The sequence below is a fragment of the Luxibacter massiliensis genome (assembly GCF_900604355.1).
Classification (GTDB): domain Bacteria; phylum Bacillota; class Clostridia; order Lachnospirales; family Lachnospiraceae; genus Luxibacter; species Luxibacter massiliensis.
Map to the genome: position 1 here is coordinate 297,735 of NZ_UWOE01000001.1, position 26,204 is coordinate 323,938.

General features: G+C 44.7%; 28 protein-coding genes and 1 tRNA gene. 27 read left to right on the plus strand and 2 right to left on the minus strand.

The features are described from left to right. Nucleotides 1-59 precede the first annotated feature (59 nt). The 9 genes from yedF (at nt 60) to EFA47_RS01510 (ending at nt 9,458) form a co-directional block, all read left to right on the plus strand. Complete coding sequence (gene yedF, locus EFA47_RS01470; RefSeq protein WP_122641691.1) at nt 60-677, plus strand: sulfurtransferase-like selenium metabolism protein YedF; 618 nt, start codon at nt 60-62, stop codon at nt 675-677. Between the two features lie 28 nt (nt 678-705). Continuing rightward, complete coding sequence (gene selD / locus EFA47_RS01475) at nt 706-1,755, plus strand: selenide, water dikinase SelD (protein WP_122641692.1); 1,050 nt, start codon at nt 706-708, stop codon at nt 1,753-1,755. A 147-nt stretch (nt 1,756-1,902) separates the two neighbouring features. Continuing rightward, the gene (gene selA / locus EFA47_RS01480) at nt 1,903-3,321 is read left to right on the plus strand and encodes an L-seryl-tRNA(Sec) selenium transferase (protein WP_122641693.1); all 1,419 of its coding nucleotides are present in this window, start codon (nt 1,903-1,905) and stop codon (nt 3,319-3,321) included. Beyond that, entirely contained in the window at nt 3,321-5,237 is a 1,917-nt protein-coding gene (gene selB, locus EFA47_RS01485; protein WP_122641694.1) for a selenocysteine-specific translation elongation factor, read from the plus strand. Before selA ends, selB begins: the two co-directional genes overlap by 1 nt. Further along, complete coding sequence (locus tag EFA47_RS01490; protein ID WP_122641695.1) at nt 5,234-6,157, plus strand: selenium metabolism-associated LysR family transcriptional regulator; 924 nt, start codon at nt 5,234-5,236, stop codon at nt 6,155-6,157. The genes selB and EFA47_RS01490 overlap by 4 nt, the downstream gene beginning before the upstream one ends. Before the next feature lie 470 nt (nt 6,158-6,627). Then, the gene (locus EFA47_RS01495) at nt 6,628-7,764 is read left to right on the plus strand and encodes an aminotransferase class V-fold PLP-dependent enzyme (RefSeq protein ID WP_122644363.1); all 1,137 of its coding nucleotides are present in this window, start codon (nt 6,628-6,630) and stop codon (nt 7,762-7,764) included. A 12-nt stretch (nt 7,765-7,776) separates the two neighbouring features. Continuing rightward, nucleotides 7,777-8,874, plus strand: a complete 1,098-nt coding sequence (gene yedE, locus EFA47_RS01500; protein ID WP_122641696.1) for a YedE family putative selenium transporter — start codon at nt 7,777-7,779, stop codon at nt 8,872-8,874. Nucleotides 8,875-9,016: 142 nt separating this feature from the next. Beyond that, nucleotides 9,017-9,220, plus strand: a complete 204-nt coding sequence (locus tag EFA47_RS01505) for a sulfurtransferase TusA family protein (RefSeq protein WP_122641697.1) — start codon at nt 9,017-9,019, stop codon at nt 9,218-9,220. 1 nt (nt 9,221) lies between these two features. After that, complete coding sequence (locus EFA47_RS01510) at nt 9,222-9,458, plus strand: DUF3343 domain-containing protein (RefSeq protein WP_122641698.1); 237 nt, start codon at nt 9,222-9,224, stop codon at nt 9,456-9,458. Nucleotides 9,459-9,597: 139 nt separating this feature from the next. On the opposite strand, the gene EFA47_RS01515 is transcribed toward EFA47_RS01510, so the two are convergent. Together EFA47_RS01515 and EFA47_RS01520 are read right to left on the minus strand one after the other, a co-directional pair. Continuing rightward, on the minus strand, nt 9,598-10,203 hold the full coding sequence (locus EFA47_RS01515) for a TetR/AcrR family transcriptional regulator (RefSeq protein WP_122641699.1): 606 nt from the start codon (nt 10,201-10,203) through the stop codon (nt 9,598-9,600). A 619-nt stretch (nt 10,204-10,822) separates the two neighbouring features. After that, complete coding sequence (locus EFA47_RS01520; protein WP_122641700.1) at nt 10,823-11,860, minus strand: proline racemase family protein; 1,038 nt, start codon at nt 11,858-11,860, stop codon at nt 10,823-10,825. 341 nt (nt 11,861-12,201) lie between these two features. Between EFA47_RS01520 and EFA47_RS01525 the strand changes: the two genes are divergently transcribed. The 18 genes from EFA47_RS01525 (at nt 12,202) to rpmC (ending at nt 26,198) form a co-directional block, all read left to right on the plus strand. Then, a tRNA-Sec gene (locus tag EFA47_RS01525) sits at nt 12,202-12,299 on the plus strand. A gap of 199 nt (nt 12,300-12,498) precedes the next feature. After that, a complete protein-coding gene (gene prdC / locus EFA47_RS01530) occupies nt 12,499-13,824 on the plus strand; it encodes a proline reductase-associated electron transfer protein PrdC (protein ID WP_122641701.1) in 1,326 nt (441 codons plus the stop codon). 160 nt (nt 13,825-13,984) lie between these two features. Beyond that, nucleotides 13,985-15,829, plus strand: coding sequence for a D-proline reductase (dithiol) proprotein PrdA (prdA, locus tag EFA47_RS01535; protein WP_122641702.1), 1,845 nt, complete (start codon nt 13,985-13,987; stop codon nt 15,827-15,829). A 10-nt stretch (nt 15,830-15,839) separates the two neighbouring features. Then, on the plus strand, nt 15,840-16,130 hold the full coding sequence (locus EFA47_RS01540; RefSeq protein WP_122644364.1) for a CBO2463/CBO2479 domain-containing protein: 291 nt from the start codon (nt 15,840-15,842) through the stop codon (nt 16,128-16,130). Then, nucleotides 16,127-16,852, plus strand: coding sequence for a D-proline reductase (dithiol) protein PrdB (prdB, locus tag EFA47_RS01545; protein WP_122641703.1), 726 nt, complete (start codon nt 16,127-16,129; stop codon nt 16,850-16,852). Before EFA47_RS01540 ends, prdB begins: the two co-directional genes overlap by 4 nt. A 129-nt stretch (nt 16,853-16,981) precedes the next feature. Continuing rightward, complete coding sequence (gene prdD, locus EFA47_RS01550) at nt 16,982-17,749, plus strand: proline reductase cluster protein PrdD (RefSeq protein ID WP_122641704.1); 768 nt, start codon at nt 16,982-16,984, stop codon at nt 17,747-17,749. Between the two features lie 21 nt (nt 17,750-17,770). Then, on the plus strand, nt 17,771-18,232 hold the full coding sequence (locus EFA47_RS01555; RefSeq protein ID WP_122641705.1) for a glycine/sarcosine/betaine reductase component B subunit: 462 nt from the start codon (nt 17,771-17,773) through the stop codon (nt 18,230-18,232). A 712-nt stretch (nt 18,233-18,944) separates the two neighbouring features. Continuing rightward, nucleotides 18,945-20,636 (plus strand): CAP domain-containing protein, encoded by a 1,692-nt coding sequence (locus tag EFA47_RS01560; protein WP_122641706.1) that lies wholly within the window; start codon nt 18,945-18,947, stop codon nt 20,634-20,636. Between the two features lie 505 nt (nt 20,637-21,141). Next, nucleotides 21,142-21,459: a 30S ribosomal protein S10 gene (rpsJ, locus tag EFA47_RS01570; protein WP_004607300.1), complete on the plus strand. Its 318-nt coding sequence runs from the start codon at nt 21,142-21,144 to the stop codon at nt 21,457-21,459. A 67-nt stretch (nt 21,460-21,526) separates the two neighbouring features. Continuing rightward, a complete protein-coding gene (gene rplC, locus EFA47_RS01575) occupies nt 21,527-22,210 on the plus strand; it encodes a 50S ribosomal protein L3 (RefSeq protein ID WP_122641708.1) in 684 nt (227 codons plus the stop codon). A 31-nt stretch (nt 22,211-22,241) separates the two neighbouring features. Continuing rightward, nucleotides 22,242-22,862: a 50S ribosomal protein L4 gene (gene rplD, locus EFA47_RS01580; protein WP_122641709.1), complete on the plus strand. Its 621-nt coding sequence runs from the start codon at nt 22,242-22,244 to the stop codon at nt 22,860-22,862. Then, nucleotides 22,862-23,161, plus strand: a complete 300-nt coding sequence (rplW, locus tag EFA47_RS01585) for a 50S ribosomal protein L23 (protein ID WP_122641710.1) — start codon at nt 22,862-22,864, stop codon at nt 23,159-23,161. Before rplD ends, rplW begins: the two co-directional genes overlap by 1 nt. 170 nt (nt 23,162-23,331) lie before the next feature. Further along, a complete protein-coding gene (gene rplB, locus EFA47_RS01595; RefSeq protein ID WP_122641712.1) occupies nt 23,332-24,174 on the plus strand; it encodes a 50S ribosomal protein L2 in 843 nt (280 codons plus the stop codon). Nucleotides 24,175-24,200: 26 nt separating this feature from the next. Beyond that, nucleotides 24,201-24,482: a 30S ribosomal protein S19 gene (rpsS, locus tag EFA47_RS01600; protein ID WP_122641713.1), complete on the plus strand. Its 282-nt coding sequence runs from the start codon at nt 24,201-24,203 to the stop codon at nt 24,480-24,482. A 31-nt stretch (nt 24,483-24,513) separates the two neighbouring features. Further along, a complete protein-coding gene (gene rplV, locus EFA47_RS01605; RefSeq protein ID WP_122641714.1) occupies nt 24,514-24,900 on the plus strand; it encodes a 50S ribosomal protein L22 in 387 nt (128 codons plus the stop codon). 11 nt (nt 24,901-24,911) lie between these two features. Beyond that, nucleotides 24,912-25,568, plus strand: coding sequence for a 30S ribosomal protein S3 (gene rpsC, locus EFA47_RS01610; RefSeq protein WP_122641715.1), 657 nt, complete (start codon nt 24,912-24,914; stop codon nt 25,566-25,568). Continuing rightward, nucleotides 25,568-26,005, plus strand: a complete 438-nt coding sequence (gene rplP, locus EFA47_RS01615; protein WP_122641716.1) for a 50S ribosomal protein L16 — start codon at nt 25,568-25,570, stop codon at nt 26,003-26,005. The genes rpsC and rplP overlap by 1 nt, the downstream gene beginning before the upstream one ends. Beyond that, entirely contained in the window at nt 25,995-26,198 is a 204-nt protein-coding gene (rpmC, locus tag EFA47_RS01620) for a 50S ribosomal protein L29 (protein ID WP_122641717.1), read from the plus strand. Before rplP ends, rpmC begins: the two co-directional genes overlap by 11 nt. The last annotated feature ends 6 nt before the right edge of the window (nt 26,199-26,204 follow it).

The window sequence follows — 26,204 nt, forward strand, 5'->3', positions numbered from 1 at the left end:
CTAAAGCTAAGTCAGTGATAGAATATATCTATAAGTGCTTCAGGAAGGAGAATTTAAATATGATAACAGTTAACGCTATGGGGGACGCATGCCCGATCCCCGTAATTAAGACGAAAAAGGCAATGCAGGAAGTAACAGGCGATGAAGTGTTGGAGGTGCTGGTTGATAACGAGATAGCCGTCCAGAATGTGACTAAAATGGCATCCAGTGAAGGCGGCCAGGTTACGTCTGAGAAAATTGGGGAGAATCAATTTAAGATTACAGTAAAAGTAAGCCAGACGGCCGGCAGAAAAGAATCAGCAGACTACAAGGAGGAAATACAGTGTATGCCTGACAGGAGAAAAAATACAGTTGTGGTTATTAGTTCTGACCGCATGGGGAGCGGAGATGATGAACTTGGAAAAGTGCTTATGAAAGGGTTTATTTTTGCAGTTTCAAAGTTGGACGAGCTGCCATCGGCTATGCTGTTTTATAATGGAGGGGCTACGCTGACAGCAGAGGGTTCTGAATCTTTGGAGGATTTAAAAGATCTGGAGGCCCAGGGCGTAGAGATCATGACATGTGGTACCTGCCTGGATTATTACGGATTGAAAGAAAAGCTAGAGGTGGGGACAGTGACAAACATGTACAGTATCGTAGAAAAAATGAATCAGGCAGAAAGGATTCTGCGCCCATAAAGGATAGTGTGGAAGGAGGAAAAGGGACATGAACAAGGGAAAGGACGTACGTCTGACACAGATGGCAAAAACGGCAGGATGAGCAGCTAAAATTGGTCCTGAGACCCTTGCCCAGGTTCTGGGTAAGCTGCCTGAATTTTATGATGAGAACCTTATAGTTGGAATTGAGACATCTGACGATGCCGCAATCTATAAAGTGACGGATGAAATTGCCATGATACAGACGGTAGATTTCTTTACTCCGATTGTAGATGACCCTTATACCTTTGGGCAGATTGCAGCAGCCAACTCTCTGAGCGATGTGTATGCCATGGGAGGAGAACCAAAGGTGGCCTTAAATATAGTAGGCTTTCCCAATTGTCTGGATCCGGAAATATTAGGTGAGATTTTGAGAGGCGGAGCGGACAAGGTAAAGGAAGCAAGAGCGGTTTTAGTAGGCGGGCATTCTGTACAGGATGAGGAACCTAAATATGGCCTGAGTGTCTCCGGTTTTGTGCATCCGGACAAGATATATAAGAATTATGGCTGCCAGCCGGGAGATGCCCTTATCCTGACGAAGCAGATTGGCAGCGGTATTATAACAACGGCCGTGAAAGGTGGGATGGCCTCTGTGCAGGCTGAGAAAGAAGTAATTACAGTGATGGCTTCTCTTAACCAGAAAGCTGCAGAAGCCGCTAAAGGATTTACTGTACATGCATGTACAGATATTACTGGGTTTGGCCTGCTCGGACACTGTGCGGAGATGGCATCCGCCAGTGATGTAACGCTGGAGATTCACGTAGAAGATGTGGCTTATATGGAGGATGCCCCCGGATATGCTAAGATGGGACTTGTACCGGCAGGGGCCTATAAAAACAGAGAACATAGCGGAGAATTTGTAGATATGGGGTCTGTGGACGAATATTATACAGATATGCTCTATGACCCACAGACATCAGGCGGCTTGCTTTTTAGCATTCCTCAAAATGAGCTTGGAGAATTCCTCGCAGAACTAACAGATAAGAAACTGGATACGAAGGTCTCTGTAATAGGGCGTGTCCTTGAGAAATCAGACAAACTGATACGGCTGATGCCTTAGATTGTATCTGACAATTTACTGTACCCATCTGACAGTCCATTTTTGGTGCTGTGTATCAGCCAGACATGCTAATTATCAAACATGGCCAGCCGGTGAGATATTTAGATAGAAATATAAATAATTGATAGAAGGAGCCTGTATAAAAAGATGGATAAGAAACTTTTGTTCCGCAGAATTCCTAAAGTGGATGTTTTGATGGAGGACGAAAAAATAAAGAAAATGACAGAGCAGTACAGCTATGACAGTGTATTAGAAGCTGTCAGGGAAGAACAAGAAAAACTGCGGGAATTTATTGGAAGCTGTGAGGATGAGGAAGCTGCAGAAAAGGAAATAGCTAGTTTGCCGGAGCATATAGAACAGAGAATTGCGTATTTATACCGGCCCAATATGTCAAAGGTGCTCAATGGGACGGGCACGATTTTGCATACTAACCTGGGGCGCGCCCCCCTGGGAACTGCACATCTGAACCAGGTTGCCAGAATCGCAGGGGGCTATTCTAATCTGGAATATGATCTGGAAGCCGGAAGAAGAGGCGAGCGTTATTCTCACTTTGAAAAACTTTTGTGTAGAATAACAGGGGCAGAGGCTGCCATGGCGGTCAATAACAATGCAGCAGCCGTGATGCTTATTCTCAGCTCCATGGCCCGGGGCGGCGAAGTAGTTGTATCCAGGGGGGAGCTTGTAGAGATAGGCGGGAAGTTCAGGATTCCAGATGTTATGGAGCAGAGCCAGGCTGTACTCAAAGAGGTAGGGACAACCAACAAGACTCATCTGTCAGATTATGAGGAAGCGGTCAGTGACCGGACGAGGGCTTTTTTAAAGGTTCATACAAGCAATTACTGTATCGTGGGCTTTACGGAGTCAGTGCCTATAAGTGACCTGATTCCATTGAAGGAGAAGTATGGAATCCCTGTAATTGAAGATCTGGGAAGCGGCGTATTGGTAGATTTGAGTAAATATGGACTGCAGCATGAACCTACTGTGCAGGATTCTATAAAAAGTGGTGCGGATGTGGTTTGCTTCAGCGGCGATAAGCTTTTAGGAGGCCCGCAGGCTGGAATTATAGTGGGGAAGAAGAGGTATATAGACAAAATGAAGAAGAATCCTCTCACCAGAGCTTTGAGGATTGACAAATTTACGGCATCTGCATTGGAGATTGTATTAAAGGAATATTTGTCCGAAGAAAGGGCGGTTCAGAATATACCTGTGCTGCGCATGATTACCCGCAAAATTGAGGATATCAAAGAAGAGGCAAACAAATTTTGCGGGATGTTAAAGGATGCAAAGTTAGATGCGGAGATAGAAGTTATTGAGTGTGAATCCCAGATTGGGGGCGGGTCTTTGCCAATGGAAAGACTTCCAAGTATGGCAGTAACGATCCGGCCCCTGAAAATCACGACTGCCTGTCTGGAGGAGCGGCTGAGGCACCTCCCTATTCCCGTGATCGGCCGGGTTGTCAACGACAGGATTCTGCTGGATATGAGAACTTTTGAGGGCAGCTGTATGTCTGATTTCATAGAAGGCCTCAGAAAATCACATATTCTGGAGAAGGAGAGAGATTTGTAATGAAGCATATTATTATTGGGACAGCAGGGCATATTGACCATGGTAAGACAACGCTGATTAAGGCCCTGACCGGCAGGAATACAGACCGATGGGAGGAAGAACAGCGCAGGGGAATAACAATCGACCTTGGATTTACGTACTTTGATTTAAGAAATGGGAATAGGGCAGGAATTATTGATGTGCCGGGGCATGAAAAGTTTATTAATAATATGGTGGCCGGTGTAGTCGGTATGGATTTAGTTCTTCTTGTAGTTGCCGCTGATGAAGGGATTATGCCCCAGACAAGGGAACATATGGACATTCTGGAGATGCTGGGTGTGAAGAAGAGTATCCTGGTACTAAATAAATGTGACTTGGTAGATGAGGAGTGGCTGGAGCTTGTAGAGGAGGAGATTCAGGAAGAACTTGCAGGTACGTTTCTGGAAGGGGCACCTGTGATGAAAGTCTCGGCGGCTACAGGGGAAGGAATAGATGGGTTGGTAGCGTTAATTGAGCATTTCAGCGAAGAGGAGCTGGAGGAGAAAGATATTCATACGATCCCCCGGCTTCCAGTAGACAGGGTATTTTCTATGTCTGGCTTTGGCACAGTTATTACAGGGACTCTTATTAGCGGGATGATATCAAAAGAGGATACGCTGGAAATGTATCCAAATGGGAAGGAATGTAAAATACGGAATATTCAGGTTCATGGTGTGAATGTGGATACATGTTATGCTGGACAGCGTGTAGCCGTAAATATTTCAAATATGAAAAAAAGAGAGATTCAGAGAGGATGTGTCCTGGCACCTCCTAAAAGCATGAGGGATTCAAGGCTGATGGATGTGAAGCTGAATATTTTGGATTCTTCCGTGCGTGTTTTGGGAAACCAGGTGCGCCTTCATTTTTTCAGTGGTACGAGCGAGGTGTTGTGCCGTGCTATATTGTTGGACAGTGAAAGCCTTGGGCCGGGGGAAAGTGGATATGTGCAGCTGCGTATGGAGGAAGATGTGGCATTTCGAAGAGGGGATAGATTTATTGTCCGGTTCTATTCACCTATGGAGACTGTCGGGGGAGGCGTCATTTTAGAGCCAAATGCGTCCAGGAAGAAGCGTTTCAGCCAGGAGGCCATTGAAAGCCTAAGACAGAAAGAATCAGGTTCTGCGGAAGATGTGATTGAACTCCATGTACGCGAGTTTAGCGATACTATGGCAGCAATGTCTGAACTGGCTAAATTGTCAGCCCTTTCAATTGAAGAGACATCCCAGGCAGTGTCAGAATTGGAAAGGCAGGGTTTAGTCTGTGTATTTCCCATGAAGAGAGAGACATTCGTGTGGCATATGGCGGATGAGGCTTCATTGAGGGGACGTCTTGTAAACGCCCTGCAGGATTATGTCCGAAAGTACCCTTACCGGTATGGTATGCCAAAAGCTGAAGTTCATAGTACATTTTTAAAAAAGGTAAAGCCAAATGTTTTTGACAGATATATCGAATGGCTGGTGGAGAAGGGGGCGTTGTCCCGGCATGAAGAATTTTTAGCGCCAGAGGGATACACAATCAGCCTGGATGGAACCTATAACAAAATAAAAGGACAGCTTCTGAATGTACTGAAAGCAGCAGGATACGATTTTGTGAAAATTACAGAAATAAATTTTGGCGGTATTCCCGGGGAGACTGTGGATGATATCTTGATTCTGCTGATAGATTCAGGTGAAATTGTGAAGGTGGCAGAGGGAATGTATACAGTAAGGGAATATATGGATGAGGCACAGGATAAAATTATTTCAAGGCTTAAGGAGAATGGAAAAATTACAATCGCTGAGATACGAGATATGTTTGCCACAAGCCGGAAGAGTGCAAAACCCATTCTGGAGTATATGGATAGTATTAAAGTTACAAAAAAAACAGGAGCAGAGAGTGAAAGGATATCAAATCTATGAACCTGAAACAGTTAGAGGCATTTGTATCAGTAGCCGAGGAGGGAAGCTTTTCAAAAGCGGCAAAGGCCTTGTTCTTGACGCAGCCAACTGTGAGCGCGCACATTTCTTCTTTGGAGCAGGAATTAAATGTCCGCCTGTTTGTGAGAAATACGAAAGAGGTGAATTTATCTGACAGCGGCAGGATATTGTATGAGTACGCAAAACAGATGGTTGTTCTGGAGAAAAAGATAGAGGCGGCGTTTGATGGGACGAGAAAAGAGGAAGGGCACAGCATCAGGATTGCCGCTTCAACTGTTCCTGCCCAGTATCTGCTGCCGTCTATACTCACAGCTTTTAGCAGGAAGTATCCCAGGGAGCAGCTGAAGATTACAGAGACAGATAGTGCGGGAGTCGTGGAACAGATTGTAAACCACAATGCAGATATAGGTTTTACAGGCACTGTCCTGGAGAAAAAGCATTGCTGCTATATTCCTTTTTACAGAGATGAGCTAATTGTAATAACCCCCAATACAGAAAAATTCAGATTTCTTAAGGAGAAAGACGGGATAAATACTGAGGACAGATCATGGATTCAGAATGAACCCGTTATTATGCGTGAGGAAGGATCTGGGACGCGCAAGGAGGCGGAGAGACTTTTGAAAAGTGTTGGGATAGCGGTGAGGGATCTGAACATTGTGGCGACTATAGAGAACCAGGAGACGATTAAGCGGCTGGTGGGCAGTGGGACTGGCATTTCTATTATTTCCCGGCTGGCGGCTGAAGAAGAAATAGAGGAAGAAAAGGTGCTCAGCTTTCCCCTGGGAGGAGAAGATGAAAGGAGGAATATCAATGTTATTTATAATAAAAACCTCCAGCTTACAGCTACAGGAGAAAGTTTTCTGCGTATGGTCAGGAAGGTCTATCCAGAGAATGCTGTCTGAGGCCGAGATATTGCTGAAGTCTGAGTAGGATAAAATTTAAAGGCACACGGCTGTACAGATTTCTATACCCAAAGGGCACCCCATAAAGCAGGCCCCCAAAGGGCGGGCGGACTGTGTCCGACAAGGCATACCCAAAGGGCACCCCATAAAGCAGGCCCTCAAAGGGCGGGCGGACTGTGTCCGACAAGGTATACCCAAAGGGCACCCCATAAAGCAGGCCCCCAAAGGGCGGGCGGACTGTGTCCGACAAGGTATACCCAAAGGGCACCCCATAAAGCAGGGCTCAAGGGGCGGACGGACTGTGTCCGACAAGGTATATCTTTTGGGGCATGGATGTAATAAATTGGCTGTAGGCCTTTAGCAGGGTATATATAGGGGATATCTATATATACTCTTTATTTATGTTGGTTTTCAATTAGACTCTGCCTGTGGCGGAGAGTATACTAAAAATGTACATGGGGGATAAAGATATGATTTATATGGATAATGCAGCAACAACAATGCAGAAGCCAAGGGAAGTGTCAGAGGCGGTGGTTCAGGCCCTGAACTCTATCGGAAATGCAGGCCGTGGGGCGACGGAAGCAGCTTTAAGTGCATCCAGGGTTATTTACGAGACGAGAGAGAGGCTTGGCCGCTTTTTTCATGCAGAGAATCCCAGGCGTATTGTGTTTACTGCAAATTCAACAGAAAGTTTGAATATCGCCATAAAAGGTGTTTTAAATCCAAATGACCATGTAGTTACTACAGTGCTGGAACATAATTCAGTACTGCGCCCATTGTACGAGTGCCAGGAGCATGGGACAAAGCTGACTATTGTGGACTGTGATGAAAAAGGGCGCATTTCTTGTGAAATGCTTGAGGATGCTATTAGGGATGATACAAAAGCTGTGGTGTGTACTCATGGTTCTAATCTGACTGGCAATATGACTGATATAGAAGAAATCGGGAGGATTGCAAAGAGGCATGGTGTGTTATTCATAGTAGACGCATCCCAGACAGCGGGGGTATTTCCTATAGATGTACAGAAGATGGGGATTGACATCCTTTGCTTTACTGGGCATAAAAGTTTGCTGGGCCCCCAAGGAACGGGAGGGATGTATGTGAAGGAGGGAGTGGATGTACGCCCTCTTTTAAGCGGAGGCAGCGGAGTAGATACATATAACACACATCATCCGTCAGATATGCCTACAGCTTTGGAGGCAGGGACTCTGAACGGCCATGGGATAGCCGGGTTGGGAGCTGCACTTCTGTATCTGGAGCAGACGGGCATCGACAGTATCAGAGCCACGGAGCTGAGTCTGATGAGGCGCTTTTATGAAGGGATTTCTGCGGTACCTGGCGTAGAAGTCTATGGGGACTTCGGGACAGATATGAGATGTCCCATTGTTTCCTTTAACATCAGAGATTATGATTCTTCAGAAGTGAGTGACGAATTATTTGTAACCTACGGCATAGCAACCAGGCCTGGCGCCCACTGTGCGCCCTTAATGCACCAGGCGCTGGGGACCGAGGGACAGGGAGCCGTGAGGTTCAGCTTTTCTCACTATAATACGGAAGAGGAGATTGATTTCGCAATTCAGGCAATTAGAGAATTGGCAGAAGAGTAGGAGGGAAATCAAATGAATTTATCGGATTCAAAAGGAAAACTGGCCATTGCCGGTGTAATTTGCGGTCTTGTTGCTGTGTGCCTGGCTATTTTTGGGAACCCGGCAAACATGGCATTTTGTATTGCGTGTTTTATCCGTGACACGGCGGGCGCCCTGGGGATGCATCAGGCGGAGGCGGTGCAGTACGCAAGGCCTGAGATCATTGGATTAGTGCTGGGGGCATTTCTTATTTCAGTAGCTACAAAAGAGTACCGCTCCACCGCAGGTTCATCTCCTATGATACGGTTTGTGCTGGGGATGATTATTATGATAGGATCACTCGTATTCTTAGGGTGTCCACTGCGTATGATTATAAGGATGTCAGCCGGTGACCTTAATGCATGGGTAGCGCTGATTGGGTTTATTTTAGGGATTGCAACAGGCGTGTTTGCATTAAAGAAAGGGTTCAGCCTTGGCCGTGCACATGTCACAGGTAAAATGAGCGGGGGTGTGCTTTCGGTTCTTATGCTGGCAATTCTGGTGCTTGCACTGGCAACATCACTTTTAAAAGCAAGCGAGTCTGGCCCGGGAAGTATGCATGCGCCTTTGATCTTGTCATTAGTAGGCGGATTGATTTTTGGGGCTATGGCTCAAAAGTCCAGGATGTGTTTTGCCGGAGGGATCCGGGATGTCATCCTTATGAAGAATTTTGACTTACTGACAGTTATCGGGGGAATATTTGTAGTAATGCTTATATTTAACATTGCTACCGGAAGATTCATACTGGGATTTGATACACCGGGAATCATTGCACACTCTGAACATTTGTGGAACATTCTTGGTATGTATACTGTAGGGTTTGCTGCAGTTCTTGCAGGAGGATGCCCTCTCAGGCAGCTGATACTTGCAGGGCAGGGTTCCTCTGATTCAGCCGTGACGGTAGTGGGAATGTTTATTGGGGCAGCAATCTGCCATAACTTCGGCCTAGCAGCCAGCGGTACAGCCTTAAATGCAGAGACAAACGAGGTAGTTGCAGGGGCAGTGCCTTTGTATGGAAAGATTGCAGTAATAATTTGTATAATAGTATGTTTTATTATTGCTTTCACCAATAAGAGGGAGCAGGCTAAATAGAAGAGAAGTTGTTAAAAAGGTGACAATTAAGCCTAAAGGGGTCTGTCCCTTTTGCAAAAGGGACAGACCCCTTCGGGGTTCATCAGAAAAATAGTTGAATTATAAGTGATTTAGTAGTATTCTGAGAAAGAAGGTTAATATTATGAAAGAAGTAGATGCAAGAGGTCTGTCCTGTCCAGAACCTTTGATGATGACAGCGGAGGCTATGAAAGAGACATCGGGGCCAGTGAAGGTCCTGGTTACAGAGCCGCACCAGAAAATGAACGTGGAAAAATTTGCAAGAGAGCATGGGAGAAAAGCCGCGTCAACAGAGACAGAAGATGGCTTCGCAGTAACAATCGAGTAGAATGAGAAAAAAAGAATTAAAACTGGTAGTCACATTTCACACAACAGCAGATGCTATGGCTATGGAAAGTGCATGTAAAGGGATGAAAATCCCTGGGAGGCTGATTCCCGTGCCTCGCAGCCTGTCCGCCGGGTGCGGACTTTCCTGGTGTGCACAGCTTGAAGATAAATCTGTGCTTGAGGAAATGATGGAAGCAACTGCTATTGAATACGAAGCCATACAGGAATGTATGGTATAAAAGGCCTTAAAAAGAGCCGGCACAGTAGACGCTGTTGCCATCACTATGTTTAGAGATGGCAGCAGATTCTCATGTGTCGGCTTTTTGAGTATACTTAAGGGCCGTGCTAATCAAACAGCCTTTTCTGGAAATAAAAGGGTCATGCTTTGCCTTTTTGTCCTATACCCTGTTTAAACCCATCCAGCACATGTGGCAGCAGCCTGTCGCTGTATGCGGAAAGTGAGTAATTGCCTCCGCAGAGTGCCCAGTCATATAGAAGTCCTCTCTCATACATAGTATATATTTTAATCAAGTCCTCTGAGGCTGAAGTATGGCTAAATTCGCCAGAGTGTATACCTTCTGTTATAATTTCGGATATTAGTTGGAAATAATAGCGGTCATCGTCCAGCAGCGAGCGGTTGTCCCGGGTAACCAGCTGTGAGGAGTATAAGGAGGCCAGCAAATTTAAATCAATACTGGTCTCAATCATATAAAACAGCTCGTGGTTGAGGAGCAGTAGTTTGTCTCTGGAAGAAAGGGTTTTATCAAGGGATGCATTTATTTCTTCGTATTTTTGGTCAAAAAGATCAGACAATGTGGAAAGCAGAGCATCCTTTCCCTTGAAGTAGTGGTAAAAGGTTCCTTTTGATGTTTTGGAAAGTTTGATAATATCCTCTACAGTCGTATCATCGTATCCATTTTTGTAAAATAAATTCCAGGCGGCTTTTACGATTCTGCTTTTTGTACTTTGTTTTTTACGGGGCATAATAATCTCACTCTCCTTATAAAATTTAGATATTCTTTACATAGTAAGTATAACACATCTAAAGGCATTCTTTAACCCTTGTCACTATGAGCGGGAAAACATAGTGCAATAAAATTCTAAGTTACCGATGTGATAAATATGGAAAAAGAGCTGTTACAAAACGAATTTCAGACAAAATAATAGTATTGAAAGAAGACTTAGACTATCTCTTGCCGGATATTAACATTTTGCAACAGCTCCCCTATAATTAAACTTCCACACCTAAAGGACCCCCAAGGGGCGGGCGGACTTCGTCCGACAAGGTATACCCAAAAGGCACCCCATAAGGCAGGCCCCAAGGGGCGGGCGGACTTCGTACGACGAGGTATACCCAAAGGGCACCCCATAAAACAGGCCCCCAAGGGGCAGGCGGACTTCGTCCGACAAGGTATACCCAAAGGGCACCCCATAAGGCAGGCCCCCAAGGGGCGGGCGGACTTCGTCCGACAAGGTATACCCAAAGGGCACCCCATGAAACAGGCCCCAAAGGGGCGGGCGGACTTCGTCCGACAAGGTATATTTATTGAACTGGTAATTTTCAATAAGATATTAGTTTCAAAATTGTATTGGCCTGCAGGCTTTACTCTCCGCGGGATACTTTAAAACCATATTTGAGAGGGTCATCAGGGTCGATTACATAAGTGGACTCTCCTGTGACATAAGCGCTTCCCGTAATTTGAGGAATCACCGCGTGAAACGCCCCAACTGTTGTCTCCTCTTTTATGACTCCTTTAAATTGAGAACCGATAAAACTTTCATATACAAATGGTTCTCCAATTTTAATCTCTCCCCGTGAGTACAATGTGGCAAGTTTTGCGCTTGTGCCTGTTCCACAGGGGGACCGGTCAGCCATATAATCTCCGAAAATTACTACGTTTCGATAATCACATCCTTCTGTCCCTGTGTGGCAGTACAATTCTGCCAGATCTACAGTGGTAATATCCAGTTCGGGATGCTTAATCTCCACTTCCCTATTTACTTGACGTACCAGCTTCATCCCAAAGTCAGTTAGTTTGGGAATGGATTCCTTGTCAACTGTCCAACCAAGTTGTTCGATATCCACCAGTGCAAAAAAACTTCCCCCGAATGCGATGTCATACTGAACTGATTTTCCGTCGATTACTGTAGTCAGGTTCTCTTTATATAGAAATGCCGGTACATTGGTGAGGGTGACATTAAGAACTTTATTATTCTTAACTTCTGCCTTTACACGAATAAGTCCGGCTGGAGCGTCCAATACTACTTCTGTGTAAGGCTCTTTGGCAGGAACTAAACCTGCCTCAATTAAGGCAGTTGTAGTGCCGATAGTACCGTGGCCGCACATATTAAGATATTCGCCGGTATCCATGAATATAACACCAAAGTCGGCCTCAGGATTTACTGGCTCTGTGACCAGGGCGCCAAACATGTCGTGGTGCCCTCTGGGTTCAAACATAAGAGCCTGGCGGTACTTATCAAAATTTTTTGCCAAATACTGCTTGCGCTCCATCATGGTATTTCCTTTCAATTCTGGAAAACCAGACATAATAATACGGGTAAATTCCCCCACGGTATGAGTATCGATAGCTTTGAAAGATGCTTCAAATGCGTCCAGGTTGATTTTGGGATTGTAATTCATAGTCCTTCCTCCTGATAGGTAGTTTATAGAATTTGTCTATAAATGATTTCCGGAAATATGTCTAAAATTATCGGCCTTTAAAGGATTTGCATTAATTAAGGAAAATATTCTGTCGGAATATGCTAATTAGTAATTTCCAAAACCATAAAATAGACTACATTCTAGTATGAAGTTCAGTTTATATTCATTATTATGTATGAAAACCCTTGAAAAGTCAACGATTATTTGATAATATAAAAACGTAATAAGGCAAAAATAAATTATTGGATAGTATGTAGGATTTACAAAATTTTTAATGCTTTTTGTCGGCTGGCTGCTTTTTATGCCAGTATAGGTGATTTGGGGGTAGAAAGGTAACTGGTGTGCCTCCTGGTCTTCAAAACCAGTGTTGGGCGTTTGTAGCGTCCTGGGTGGGTTCGATTCCCACATACCTCCGCCAAAAAAAATCTGCGGCATATATGCAGATTGATTTATAGATAGTATGAATAATTGAAATACCATGCACCAGACTGTACAGGTTTGCGCTGAGGCAGAGCCGGGGGGATGGGTAATACCTCCTTTCAGGCGCGGAAAGTTTCAGGCATGGCTGATTTGAGTAAAACTGGTCAGGTAAGAATAAATCTAAAAGGAGAACGGACATGGGAAATTTACAGTTTTTGCTGAGGCAGCATGTAGGTGCTCCGTGTAAGCCAGTTGTTGAAACCGGGGATGAAGTGGAGAAGGGCACATTGTTGGCTGTACCGGAAGGCCTTGGCGCTAATATTTTTTCTAGTGTATATGGGGAAGTGGAAGCTGTTCTTGAGGACCGGGTTGTTATCAGGCCTGATGAAGAACAGAAAGAAGGATTTGTTCCAATCAGTGAAGGGACGTATCTGGATATGGTGAAGGAGGCCGGTGTAGTCGGGATGGGCGGAGCTGGTTTTCCTACAGGCGTTAAGCTTGGCACGGATCTGAAAGGCGGATATATTTTGGTAAATGCGGCTGAGTGCGAGCCGGGATTATACCATAATATCCGGCAAATTGAGGAGAATATGGAGATAACACTCAGAGGGATTAAATACTGTATGGAGATTTCTAATGCAGCTAAAGCTATTATCGCAATTAAAGCGAAAAATAAGAAGGCTGTGGAAATAATCCGCAGCGCAATTCAGGAGGAAGAGTCTATATTTATCCATCTTTTGCCAGATATTTATCCTATGGGTGAAGAGCGTGCTGTTGTGAGGGAAGCGCTGGGCAAGTTGCTGGATCCTACACAGCTGCCGTCAGCGGCAGACTCCATTGTGATAAATGTGGAAACGGTTTTGCGTGTAGCAGAAGCTATTGAGCAGAGAAAACCATGTTACAGTAAAAATATGACTATTATAGGTAAGATAAATGGCGGGAATCAGCCCCATGTTTATATGGATGTTCCCGTTGGGACAAGTGTAGGAGACCTGATCAGCCAGGCAGGCGGTATTGATGGCGTATATGGCGAGATTATCATGGGAGGGCCTTTCACAGGAACTCCAACAACATTGGATGCACCTGTTACGAAAACGACTGGGGGCATAATTGTTACCATTGACCTCCCCGATTTACATGGTGCCCCGGTAGGCCTTTTGATCTGTGCCTGTGGTGGGAGCGAAGCACGTATGCGTGATATCTGTGAGAAAATGCATGGTAATGTTGTGTCAGTAGGCAGATGTAAACAGGCGGTTGAAATGAAGAATGGAACCTTAAAGTGTGAGAATCCGGGAAATTGTCCGGGACAGGCCCAAAAATGCCTGCAGTTTAAGAAGGATGGCGCAGAATATATCATTATAGGTAATTGTTCGGATTGTTCCAACACTGTCATGGGTTCTGCACCAAAGATGAAATTAAAAGTGTTCCACCAGACGGATCACGTGATGAGGACGATTAACCATCCTCTTTATCGCAGGCTTACGGTTTCTAAACAGGTAGACCAGCTGCCGGAAGGCAAATAAAAGCTGTGTGTAACTGATAGGAAATAGAGGTCCCTGAAAGCCGATAAACTTGGCCTGCCAGGGGCGGTTCACAATAAAATTTGTGCACCAGAGTTGATTTAGTTGCTATATGAATTTGGCAGATAAGCCGATTTGTATAAGATAAAAGGAGGAAAAGAGTATGTCAATTACAGCTGAAACAGCAAAAGAACATGCGAAAGACCCGGCAGTGCTTTGCTGCAGGGCCGAAGAGGGCATTACTATTCAGGCGGCGAACCTGGAGGATCCAGCTATCTTTGATGACCTGGTAGATTCTGGACTTTTAGACCTGGAAGGTGCGCTGACAATTGAACAGGTACTGGGAGCTAAGCTTACTAAGACTTGTGATTCTCTGTGCCCATTGACACCAGATGTGGTGGAGGGTGCAAAAGCCGCCGAAGAAAAAGCGGAAGAGAACCCCGCACCGGTTCGGGAAAATCCCCCTGTTCCACCGGCTGCGGCTATTCCAGCAGTAGGAGGGGTTCTTAAGATCCATATTGGTGAAGGGAAAGATATTGATATTGAACTGCCGATGGGAGTTGCCGGAGATGGGTCTGCCATTTCGGCGCCTGTCGATGCGCATCACCCCGAAGCTGGCGGGGAGGCTGTAAAGTCTCCAGAGGAGAAGGTGGTCAGAAGCCTGGTGAGAAAGCATTATAATATTACAGAGGTGAAGCGTGGGCCGGAGACAAAAATTGAAGGGACCACATTGTTTATCCGCGAGGGAATTGAAAAAGAATGCATAGAATCTCAGGAACTTGTACATGATCTGAAGATTGATATCATTAATCCAGATAATTACCACACATACTCGGAAACGATTATGGATGTACAGCCTATTGCCTGCAAAGAAGGGGAAGATGAGGTTGGCAGCGGCACTACAAGGGTGTTGGATGGCGTGGTTATGATGGTTACAGGTACAGATGCCAATGGAGTGCAGATTGGGGAATTTGGTTCTTCAGAAGGGTATCTGGATGAAAATATTATGTGGAACCGCCCGGGGGCGCCTGATAAAGGTGAAATATTCATTAAGACTCAGGTGACAATTAAAGAAGGGACGAATATGGAGAGGCCAGGCCCGCTGGCAGCCCATACTGCCACGGATCACATTACCCAGGAAATCAGAGAGGCGTTAAAGGGATTGGAGGACGACTCCCTGGTTACAGATACAGAAAATTTTGAGCAGATCAGAAGGCCAGGCAAGAAAAAGGTTGTCATTGTCAAGGAAATCATGGGACAAGGAGCCATGCATGACAATTTGCTCCTTCCTGTTGAGCCAGTCGGCGTACTTGGGGCAAAGCCGAATGTGGATCTTGGTAATGTGCCGGTATGTGTTTCTCCGCTGGAAGTATTAGACGGATGTATCCATGCGCTGACATGTATCGGGCCGGCATCCAAAGAGATGTCTAGACATTACTGGAGAGAACCGCTTGTTTTGGAAACACTCCATGATCCTGAGGTGGATCTCTGCGGCGTGATATTTGTGGGCAGTCCGCAGATTAACTCAGAGAAGTTTTATGTCTCAAAAAGAGTCGGCATGATGGTAGAAATGATGGATGTAGACGGTGCTTTCATTACGACTGAGGGATTTGGAAATAACCATATTGATTTTGCAAGCCATCATGAGCAGATTGGAATGCGTGGAATTCCTGTTGTTGGTATGTCTTTCTGCGCAGTTCAGGGTGCTCTGGTCGTTGGTAATAAATATATGACTAATATGGTTGATAATAATAAATCCGAGTCCGGTATAGAAAATGAAGTGCTTGCCTGCAATACACTCTGCCATGAGGACGCTGTCCGTGCACTTTCGATGCTGAAGAATGCCATGGCAGGAGAGGAAGTAAAGGCTGCGGAGAGAAAATGGAATCCCAATGTCAAGTCTACGAATGTGGAATTGATATCTAATGTAACAGGCAAGCCGGTCGAACTGGTAAAGAATGAGCAGTCCCTGCCGATGAGCGAGAAAAGAAAAGAGAAATACGACTAAGATGAAGGCATTGAGCTATGGAGACAAAATTATCCGTATGGAAGGCGTCATTGTAGAAGTCTATGATGGATGCGTGGGAATCGATCTGAAAGGCAGGCTGGGGTACCTAAAAATACCTATGCGCATGCTGATCAGTGATTACCCTCTGAAAGCTGGCCAGGAGGTTGCATGGAACATGAGTTTTATAGAGCAGCTTGGCCCTGAAGTAAATGATAAATATATAAGCAATCTGGAGGCGTCTAACAGACGACAGGAAGAAATGCATAAAGCAGACAGAAATAACAAGGAGGTAGAACAATGAGTTTGACAACCACAAAAGGGTTACAGTCAGAAATTTACGTTCCGATTACCCCTCCGGCGGTGTGGACACCAGTTAAAAAAGAGCTTAAAGATATGTCTATTGCCCTTGCAACAGCTGCAGGCGTCCACTGCAAGAGTCAGGAAAGGTTTAACCTTGCCGGAGACTCTACCTGGAGAAAGATAACGAACGATACGCCGTCAAGCGAACTGATGGTATCCCATGGCGGGTATGATAATGGAGATGTAAATAAAGATATTAACTGTATGTTCCCCATAGACAGAATCCATGAATTGGCGGCAGAGGGTTTTATAAGAGCTTGCGCGCCAGTACATGCCGGCTTTATGGGAGGCGGTGGAAATCAGGATAAATTTAAAAATGAAACAGGGCCTGCAATCGCACAGATGTTCAAAGAAGAAGATGTAGATGCAGTTATCCTGACCGCTGGCTGAGGCACCTGCCACCGCTCTGCAGTATTGGTGCAGAGAGCGATTGAAGAGGCTGGAATACCTACAATTATTATTGCGGCCCTTCCCCCAGTTGTCCGTCAGACTGGTACACCTCGTGCTGTAGCTCCGTTAGTCCCTATGGGTGCTAACGCAGGCGCGCCTAACGATGTAGAAATGCAGACGAATATTATGAAAGCAACACTGGAGCAGCTGATTAAAATTGATTCACCTGGCAAAGTAGTACCTCTGCCATTTGAATATGTAGCGAAAGTGTAGAAAAATAAGAAAAAAGGGGCATTCCTAAAGGAATTGTCCCTTTTTTCTCAAACAAATCGAAAAATGGAGGTCATAGGGGACAGTCCCTTTTGCAAAAGGGACTGTCCCCTATGACCCGGGAGGTATTTTATGCCCAATGTTGAGGAGGATTTAAGGCGTCTTGTTATCAAGACATTTCATATTACGGAAGTTATACAGGATGAAAGAAATGATATTCCCTCCCCGGAGATGCTGACTGTCAATCCAGAGTGTGCGAAGGAGTTCCTGCGCCAGGAGCCGTTGATTGACAGTATAGGTATTCACATTATTCCTCCGGGGGCGCATGATAGGCTAACAAATACAATTATGGACATTATCCCAATATCGACAAAGGTGCTTGGGGAACTGGGAGAAGGGATCACCCATACGCTTACTGGAGTGTACGTTATGCTTACTGGTGCTGATACGGAAGGGAAACAAACTCATGAATTTGGTTCTTCAGAGGGGAATTTAAAGGAACGGTTATATTTGGGGAGGGCTGGCACCCCTTCGGATGATGACTATATTATATCCTTCGATGTTATCCTGAAAGCAGGGATGGGACAAGAAAGGCCAGGGCCTTTGGCTGCCCATCGTGCCTGCGACAAGTTTGTGGGCATATACAGAGAGCGGCTTAAGAAATTGAAAGGGGATCTTTGTGCCGAGCGGCATGAATATCATGATATAGTGCGTCCCGGCAAGAAAAAAGTACTTATTATAAAACAGGTAGCAGGACAGGGGGCTATGTATGATACATGGCTTTTTCCTAAGGAGCCTTCTGGTGTAGAAGGAGGACGTTCTATTATTGACATGGGTAATATGCCTGTGCTGCTTACCCCTAATGAATATCGGGATGGCATACTTAGGGCAATGCAGTGAATGAAAAAAGGAGGGGCAGATATGGGGATAGGACCTTCAACCAAGGAGACGACACTACACCATTTCAGAGACCCGTTACTGGATGTGGTTTCATCAGATGAAGATATTGACCTATTAGGCGTGCTTATTGTTGGGACTCCAGATGAGAACGAAGATAAAATGTTAGTGGGTACCAGAGCTGCTGTCATGGCAGAATGTATGCGTGCCGACGGGGTGATTCTCTCATCAGATGGATGGGGGAACAGCGACGTGGACTATGCGAATATGTGTGAACAGCTGGGAATTCGCGGGATCCCAGTTACGGGCCTGAAGTTCAGCGGGAAAAATGGCGGCTTTGTAGTAGAAAATAAATACCTGTCGGGCATCAAAGACATTAATAAAAGCGAGGAAGGCATTGAGACCTGCGTGGTAGGAGAAAATAATGTCACTGCTTTAGATGCCAAGACAGTTGCCGCTATGCTCAAACTGAAAATGAGGCAGTGACTTATGGCAGAGAAAAAATGAACCTGGGAGAAGTATTGTTTAAGGCGATGCTGCCAATATCTATTGTGGATGGGGACACGTATAGAAGAAGGAGCGTAGAATGTCTTTTATAAGCTGTCTCGAGAAATATATTTTGTGGCATAAATCTGGTTTAATAAAAAGCGAAAGGCACGACCGCAGTCGTGCCTTTCGCTTTTGGTATGTCATTGAGAGGTTTTTCCTCGTTGCCTTGCAGTTTGTATTATATACAAATCTGGGGAATGTCCTACAATGAGGATGTATATATTAATTGGAGTTTACTGCTGCAAGAACGTTCTTGGGGGAAACAATCGGCAGCAGCATAACTGCAACAGCAACCATAAGTGGTTTGCATTTCTTATTGACAAATAGCTAATTTTAGAAAAATCTGCCCTCGATTGGAATGCTCTTTTTTAGCTATTGACTTTAAGATGAACACACTATATCACTTTACCACGTTAATGTCAATGGGAAAAGTATATTTTTGGCTTTTCTTTAAAAAATATTTTAAGAAAAAAGGCAGATAAATGAAAGAAAATGGAAATTAAAGAAAGATATATGGATTTATATACGTATACCCAAAGATTCCGTCCCATAAGGTTATACTTATTGGACTATTAATGTCTAATAAGGTATAATAAAAATATATCAGTAGTACTATTCTGCTGTACTAAAGAAAGAAGGGGGTCTATCTATGAAAATGAAGAAGTATGTTGCTGTCCTCGTGGCGTCAGTTATGGTGTGGTCAATGTCTTTGGGTGCCTTGGCAGAGGAAGCCAGCCTTGCGCCAAGCATTGGCGAACCAGAAGCAGTCCAGGCAGAGGAGGTCTTGGGAGATGAGCAAATACTAAGTGAACCACAGCAACAGGAGTCAGAGTCTCATGCTGAAGAGGCCGGGAACTTGGAGAGTGATGCAGGTACAGGTGAAGAGAAGCAGAGCCAAGGAGACGCTGCAGAGGAAGCGAGTTTAAATACGATGCCAGAAGATGTGGCAGGACAAGTTTCGGATGCGTCAGAAGGCGGAGAAGGAACTATTGCTCCTGCCGACGATTCAGGCAGTTTGGAACCAGCAGAGGATCCAAATATAAGTGTTACTTACCAAACCCATGTACAGACCTATGGCTGGCAGGATTGGGTAAATGACGGCGCTATGAGCGGAACGAGCGGCGAGGCAAAACGTCTGGAAGGAATCAAGATTAAACTGGGAAATCAAGACGGGATTCGATACAGAACTCATGTACAGACCTATGGCTGGCAGGATTGGGTAAGTGACGGAGATATGAGCGGCACAAGTGGTGAAGCGAAACGCCTGGAGGCCATACAAATAGAACTGACAGGCAGTATGGCAGAAAAATATGATGTATATTACCGTGTTCATGCACAAACCTTTGGCTGGATGGGTTGGGCCAAAAATGGCGGATATGCCGGTTCATCGGGATATGCTAAACGCTTGGAAGGTATAGAAATCAGGTTGGTAGCAAAAGGCGGAGCTGCTCCTGGCAGTGCGGAAGGGGCATACAGACATCCGTTGATACAATACCAAACCCATGTGCAGACCTATGGCTGGCAGGGGTGGAAGCAGGATGGAGCCGTGAGCGGGACAAGCGGCCAGGCAAAGCGCCTGGAAGGTATAGAGATTCGGCTTGTGGATCCGGAGTTTTCAGGAGATGTCCGTTATAAAACGCATGTACAGACCTATGGCTGGCAGGACTGGGTAAGCAATGGAGCTATGAGCGGGACAAGCGGCCAGGCAAAGCGTTTGGAGGCCATACAAATAGAACTGACAGGTGATATGGCCGCCCAATATGATATATATTACCGTGTCCATGCACAGACCTTCGGTTGGATGGGATGGGCCCACAATGGAGAGCCGGCAGGCACAGCGGGATATGCTAAACGCCTCGAGGGCATAGAGATCCAGCTTGTTCCAAAGGGGGGCAACCCGCCAGGAAGTACAGAGAACTATTTCCGGGAGAAAACTGAGGACAACAATCAAGGAAACAACAGCGGAAATGAAGCCGCCTCAAAAGTGATCGAGATTGTTAATCAGGAGCGGGCTAAAGAAAACCGTTCTGCGCTGAAGTATGATGCGGAGCTGGAAAAAGCGGCGATGGCTAGGGCAAAGGAATTAGAAGCATTGTTTTCACACACCCGTCCTGACGGTTCATCATGCTTTACAGTTTTGGGTGAATATGGTATTTCGTATAGCGGAGCAGGTGAAAATATAGCAGCTGGCCAAAGATCCCCGGAAGAAGTGATGAACAGCTGGATGAACAGCCAGGGACACAGAGAGAATATCATGCAGGATTCGTATGAGAAGATAGGAGTAGGGCATTATCAGGGGCAAGATGGAACACAGTACTGGGTGCAGTTGTTTATTTATTAAATAGAGAATACCCAGGAGGCATCTGTATTAAGATGTCTCCTGGGTATCGTTTATGTAAATTAAAGGGTGTCCTGCAATGTATTTTCAGGGGAAAAAAGAAAAATTGTTCTGGAAAAAATACAATTATTCGGAAAAAGCTCTTGAAATATAGAGGTGAATCCGCTATACTAATAAAGCTGTGGCATGATAGCGATGAAGCGAGAGGTTGCTGTTTAGTGTAAAACATATACTGGCAGGTTTTCCGTGGAGCGAATGTCAAGTTAGGAAACTGGCGACAAGTCACTGTACGAATCACAATGGTAACTCGTTAAATGTATGACCGCAAATTAGAGCTTTAAAAGATGAAAGCCAATAGCGGTAACTGGCATGTAACCAGCCAAAAGACAGCTGAGGAGTGCTTATGACGAGAAACAACGTGTGAGTTTCTCACGACACACACGGGAGAGTGTACAGTCACCGCTTGTCGTACTGAGGTTAATAGTACGAAAAGGAGGCGACTTTTTTTATGGCAAGTCAAGTAATGAGAATCACATTGAAAGCATATGATCACCAGTTGGTTGATGCATCTGCTAAGAAAATCATCGAAACTGTAAAAAAGAATGGATCACAAGTGAGCGGACCGGTGCCACTTCCGACTAAGAAGGAGGTTGTTACAATTTTAAGGGCCGTACACAAGTATAAAGATTCCAGAGAGCAGTTCGAGCAGAGAACTCATAAGAGGCTGATCGATATCATAACACCCACACAGAAAACTGTGGATGCATTATCTAGGTTGGAAATGCCGGCAGGTGTCTATATTGATATCAAAATGAAAAATAAGTAAACAGTATTCCTAAAGTTTAGGATGAGCGCACTATGCGCTCCGCTGTAAATCACAGGAGGTATTTATAATGAAGAAAGCTATTTTAGCTACAAAAGTCGGAATGACTCAAATCTTCAGCGAAGATGGAGTGCTGACTCCGGTAACTGTACTTCAGGCCGGACCATGTGTGGTAACACAGGTTAAGACAGTGGAAAATGATGGTTATAATGCAGTTCAGGTCGGGTTTGTTGACAAGAAAGACAAGATTATCACAAAAGATAAAAGTGGTAAGAAAGAGATTGCCCACAGACACGGCGTGACCAAAGCTGAGAAAGGCCATTTCGATAAGGCTGGGGTTTCTGGCAAAAGGTATGTAAAAGAATTTAAATTTGAGAATGCAGAGGAATATGCATTGGCTCAGGAAATAAAGGCAGACATCTTTGAGGCAGGAGATAAGATTGATGCGACTGCTGTTTCAAAAGGGAAAGGCTTCCAGGGTGCGATTAAGCGCCACAACCAGAGCAGAGGGCCAATGACACATGGTTCAAAGTTCCATCGTCATGCTGGTTCTAACGGTGCGGCATCTGATCCAAGTAAAGTATTTAAGGGCAAAAAGATGCCTGGCCAGATGGGTAACAAGCAAATTACAGTTCAGAATCTTGAGGTTGTCAGAGTAGATGCTGAAAACAATCTGCTTTTGGTAAAAGGCTCAGTGCCAGGACCAAGGAAGTGTCTTGTGACAATTAAAGAAACTGTAAAGTCTGCAAACTAATCTGGCGAACCCAGAAAGGAGGAACACACAGATGGCAAATGTATCTGTTTATAATATCGAAGGTAAAGAAGTTGGTACAATCGATTTGAACGATGCTGTGTTTGGTGTTGAGATTAATGAGCATCTCGTACACATGGCTGTTGTAAACCAGCTTGCAAACAAACGTCAGGGAACACAGAAGGCAAAGACCCGTTCAGAAGTTTCCGGAGGCGGAAGAAAACCATGGAGACAGAAGGGAACAGGCCATGCACGGCAGGGTTCAACAAGAGCTCCACAGTGGACAGGCGGCGGAGTTGTATTTGCCCCGGTACCAAGGGATTATTCTTTTAAGATGAACAAAAAAGAAAAGAGAGCGGCATTGAAGTCAGCTCTTACTTCCAGAGTAGAAGATAAAAAGTTTATCGTGATCGATGAACTGAAATTTGATGAAATCAAAACTAAAAAGTTCCAGGCAGTACTGAATAACCTGAATATCAATAAAGCTTTGGTGGTCCTTGAGGATGAGAACAAGAACGTTGAGATTTCAGCGCGTAATATTCCTGGCGTCAAGACTGCCCACACAAATACGATTAACGTATATGATATTTTAAAATACAACACAGTAATTGCTACTAAGGCTGTTGTTGCAACTATTGAGGAGGTGTACGCATAATGGCTAACATTCAATATTATGATGTAATCCTTAAACCAGTTGTTACCGAGAAATCAATGGCACTGATGGCGGATAAGAAATACACATTCCTTGTTCACCCAGAGGTTACAAAGAATCAGGTAAAAGAAGCTGTTGAAAAAATGTTCCCAGGGACAAAAGTGAAGAAAGTCAACACAATGAATATGTCAGGCAAGACAAAAAGACGTGGCATGACTTATGGGAAAACAGCAAAAACAAAGAAAGCGATTGTCCAGCTCACGGCGGAAAGCGCTGATATTGAGATTTTTGAAGGCCTGTAGAAAGGCAGGGGAGCACAGAGGAAACACGACAGCCATTAAGCTTAGGGCAGTCCTTGCAAAGCAGGCTGGGGTACATTTCACGAAGCACGTGAAAGGCCTCACTGAGTGCTCAGAATATACGCATATAAGCGTGATGACAAATAAACGGGTAGACGAAAGGAGAGAAAGTAATGGGAATTAAAACTTATAACCCATATACACCTTCCAGAAGGCAGATGACTGGTTCTGATTTTTCGGAGATTACAAAAACAACTCCAGAGAAATCACTGCTGGCTTCAAAGAGCAGAACAGCCGGCCGAAATAATCAGGGTAAAATTACAGTGAGACACCGCGGAGGCGGAGCAAAAAGAAAATATAGAATTATTGATTTTAAGAGAAAGAAAGATGGGATTCCAGCAACTGTAATTGGAATTGAATATGATCCGAACAGGACAGCTAATATTGCATTGATCTGCTACGCAGATGGAGAAAAGGCATATATTCTTGCCCCGGCAGGCTTAAAAGACGGAATGAAGGTTATGAACGGGCCGGAAGCAGAAGTTAAGACAGGTAACTGCCTGCCGTTGTCAGCGATCCCTGTTGGTACACAGGTCCATAACATTGAGTTATATCCTGGAAAAGGCGGACAGCTTGTGCGTTCAGCAGGAAACAGCGCACAGTTGATGGCGAAAGAAGGAAAATACGCTACACTCAGACTTCCTTCAGGTGAGATGAGAATGGTTCCAATTATCTGCAGGGCTTCAATCGGCGTTGTGGGAAATGGCGAGCACAATTTGATCAATATAGGTAAAGCAGGGCGCAAGCGCCACATGGGCATCAGGCCTACAGTACGTGGTTCTGTTATGAACCCCAATGACCATCCACATGGTGGTGGTGAAGGTAAGACTGGTATCGGACGTCCAGGACCGTGTACACCATGGGGTAAACCAGCACTTGGCCTGAAGACACGTAAAAAGAATAAGTCTTCCAATAAGCTGATTGTAAGAAGAAGAGATGGCAAAGCAATAAAATAATTCAGTATATAAGGAGGTTAGAACCTATGGGTCGCTCACTTAAAAAAGGACCATTTGCAGACAAAAGCTTACTGAAAAAAGTAGATGCTATGAACGCTGCAGGTGATAAAACAGTTGTTAAGACATGGTCACGTCGTTCTACAATCTTCCCGTCATTTGTTGGACACACATTTGCTGTCCATGACGGAAGAAAACATGTACCTGTATATGTGACAGAGGATATGGTTGGGCATAAGCTGGGAGAGTTCGTGGCAACAAGGACATATAGAGGACATGGCAAAGACGAGAAGAAGTCAAGGGTTAGATAATTATTAATATATTCGGAAGGAGGGTTCATCCATGGCAAAAGGACATAGATCCCAAATTAAGAGAGAAAGAAATGAGCAGAAAGACACTAGGCCGTCAGCTAAAATTTCTTACGCCAGAGTGTCAGTTCAAAAAGCTTGTTTTGTATTAGATGCCATCAGAGGCAAAGATGTACAGACGGCGCTTGGTATATTGGCTTATAATCCAAGATATGCATCAAGTGTGATTGAGAAATTATTAAAATCAGCGATTGCTAATGCTGAAAACAACAATGGTATGAATGTCGAGAATCTTTATATTGAAGAGTGTTATGCAAATAAGGGACCGACAATGAAGAGAATTAGGCCAAGAGCACAGGGAAGAGCTTATAGGATCGAAAAGAGAATGAGCCACATCACAATCGTGCTTAATGAAAGATAAGGAGGGCAATAATGGGACAGAAAGTTAATCCTCATGGTTTAAGAGTCGGCATTATCAAAGACTGGGATTCAAAATGGTATGCAGAAAAAGATTTTGCAGACAACCTCGTAGAAGACCATGAAATCAGAAAATTCCTTAAAAAGAAATTATACAGCGCAGGTGTTTCCAGAATTGAGATTGAGAGGGCATCTGACCGTGTTAAGATTATTATCTATACAGCTAAACCTGGTGTTGTAATCGGTAAAGGCGGTTCTGAGATTGAGAAGGTAAAGGCAGAGTTAGCTCAATATACAACAAAGAAGCTGATTGTAGATATTAAGGAAATTAAAAGACCTGATAAGGATGCACAGCTGGTTGCAGAGAATATTGCCCAGCAGCTTGAAAACCGTATTTCATTCAGGCGTGCTATGAAGTCCTGCATGTCAAGGACAATGAAGTCCGGGGCACTCGGTGTAAAGACATCTGTTTCAGGGCGTCTTGGCGGTGCTGATATGGCCCGTACAGAGTTTTACAGTGAGGGCACAATTCCTCTTCAGACACTGAGAGCTGACATTGATTATGGATTCGCAGAAGCTGACACAACTTACGGAAAAGTCGGTGTAAAGGTTTGGATTTACAAAGGCGAAGTTCTTCCGACTAAAGCAGATAAGGAAGGGAGCGATAAATAATGTTAATGCCAAAAAGAGTAAAACGTCGTAAACAATTCCGTGGTACCATGAAAGGTAAAGCTTTGAGGGGTAACACGATTTCATATGGTGAGTACGGTATCGTTGCAGCAGAACCATGCTGGATCCGTTCTAACCAGATCGAGGCAGCCCGTGTTGCTATGACACGTTATATCAAGCGTGGCGGTAAAGTTTGGATTAAAATCTTTCCAGACAAACCTGTAACAGCAAAACCAGCAGAGACTCGTATGGGTAAAGGAAAAGGAGCATTAGAGTACTGGGTAGCAGTAGTAAAGCCAGGCCGTGTAATGTTCGAGATTGCAGGAGTACCAGAAGAAATAGCCAGAGAGGCACTTCGTCTTGCAATGCACAAGTTACCTTGCAAATGCAAAATCGTTTCTCGCGCAGAATTAGAAGGCGGTGATAACAGTGAAAATTAATACATTTGTACAAGAATTAAGAGGGAAATCTGTAGAGGAATTAAATGAAGAATTAGTAGCTGCTAAAAAGGAGCTTTTCAACCTGAGATTCCAGAATGCAACTAATCAGTTAGATAATACTAGCAGAATCAAAGAAGTAAGAAAGAATATTGCGCGTATTCAGACTTTGATTACTGAGGCTCAAAGGGCGTAGTGAGGT

Coding starts and splice junctions, on each gene's coding strand:
- prdC (WP_122641701.1), top strand. CDS start 12,499: ATGGGAAATTTACAGTTTTTGCTGAGGCAGCATGTAGGTGCTCCGTGT.
- rplD (WP_122641709.1), top strand. CDS start 22,242: ATGGCAAATGTATCTGTTTATAATATCGAAGGTAAAGAAGTTGGTACA.
- EFA47_RS01515 (WP_122641699.1), bottom strand. CDS start 10,203: ATGCCCCGTAAAAAACAAAGTACAAAAAGCAGAATCGTAAAAGCCGCC.
- EFA47_RS01490 (WP_122641695.1), top strand. CDS start 5,234: ATGAACCTGAAACAGTTAGAGGCATTTGTATCAGTAGCCGAGGAGGGA.
- EFA47_RS01510 (WP_122641698.1), top strand. CDS start 9,222: ATGAGAAAAAAAGAATTAAAACTGGTAGTCACATTTCACACAACAGCA.
- rplW (WP_122641710.1), top strand. CDS start 22,862: ATGGCTAACATTCAATATTATGATGTAATCCTTAAACCAGTTGTTACC.
- rplV (WP_122641714.1), top strand. CDS start 24,514: ATGGCAAAAGGACATAGATCCCAAATTAAGAGAGAAAGAAATGAGCAG.
- rpsS (WP_122641713.1), top strand. CDS start 24,201: ATGGGTCGCTCACTTAAAAAAGGACCATTTGCAGACAAAAGCTTACTG.
- rplP (WP_122641716.1), top strand. CDS start 25,568: ATGTTAATGCCAAAAAGAGTAAAACGTCGTAAACAATTCCGTGGTACC.
- selA (WP_122641693.1), top strand. CDS start 1,903: ATGGATAAGAAACTTTTGTTCCGCAGAATTCCTAAAGTGGATGTTTTG.
- yedE (WP_122641696.1), top strand. CDS start 7,777: ATGAATTTATCGGATTCAAAAGGAAAACTGGCCATTGCCGGTGTAATT.
- rpsC (WP_122641715.1), top strand. CDS start 24,912: ATGGGACAGAAAGTTAATCCTCATGGTTTAAGAGTCGGCATTATCAAA.
- prdA (WP_122641702.1), top strand. CDS start 13,985: ATGTCAATTACAGCTGAAACAGCAAAAGAACATGCGAAAGACCCGGCA.
- rplB (WP_122641712.1), top strand. CDS start 23,332: ATGGGAATTAAAACTTATAACCCATATACACCTTCCAGAAGGCAGATG.
- rpsJ (WP_004607300.1), top strand. CDS start 21,142: ATGGCAAGTCAAGTAATGAGAATCACATTGAAAGCATATGATCACCAG.
- EFA47_RS01555 (WP_122641705.1), top strand. CDS start 17,771: ATGGGGATAGGACCTTCAACCAAGGAGACGACACTACACCATTTCAGA.
- EFA47_RS01560 (WP_122641706.1), top strand. CDS start 18,945: ATGAAAATGAAGAAGTATGTTGCTGTCCTCGTGGCGTCAGTTATGGTG.
- EFA47_RS01495 (WP_122644363.1), top strand. CDS start 6,628: ATGATTTATATGGATAATGCAGCAACAACAATGCAGAAGCCAAGGGAA.
- prdD (WP_122641704.1), top strand. CDS start 16,982: ATGCCCAATGTTGAGGAGGATTTAAGGCGTCTTGTTATCAAGACATTT.
- EFA47_RS01520 (WP_122641700.1), bottom strand. CDS start 11,860: ATGAATTACAATCCCAAAATCAACCTGGACGCATTTGAAGCATCTTTC.
- yedF (WP_122641691.1), top strand. CDS start 60: ATGATAACAGTTAACGCTATGGGGGACGCATGCCCGATCCCCGTAATT.
- rplC (WP_122641708.1), top strand. CDS start 21,527: ATGAAGAAAGCTATTTTAGCTACAAAAGTCGGAATGACTCAAATCTTC.
- selB (WP_122641694.1), top strand. CDS start 3,321: ATGAAGCATATTATTATTGGGACAGCAGGGCATATTGACCATGGTAAG.
- EFA47_RS01505 (WP_122641697.1), top strand. CDS start 9,017: ATGAAAGAAGTAGATGCAAGAGGTCTGTCCTGTCCAGAACCTTTGATG.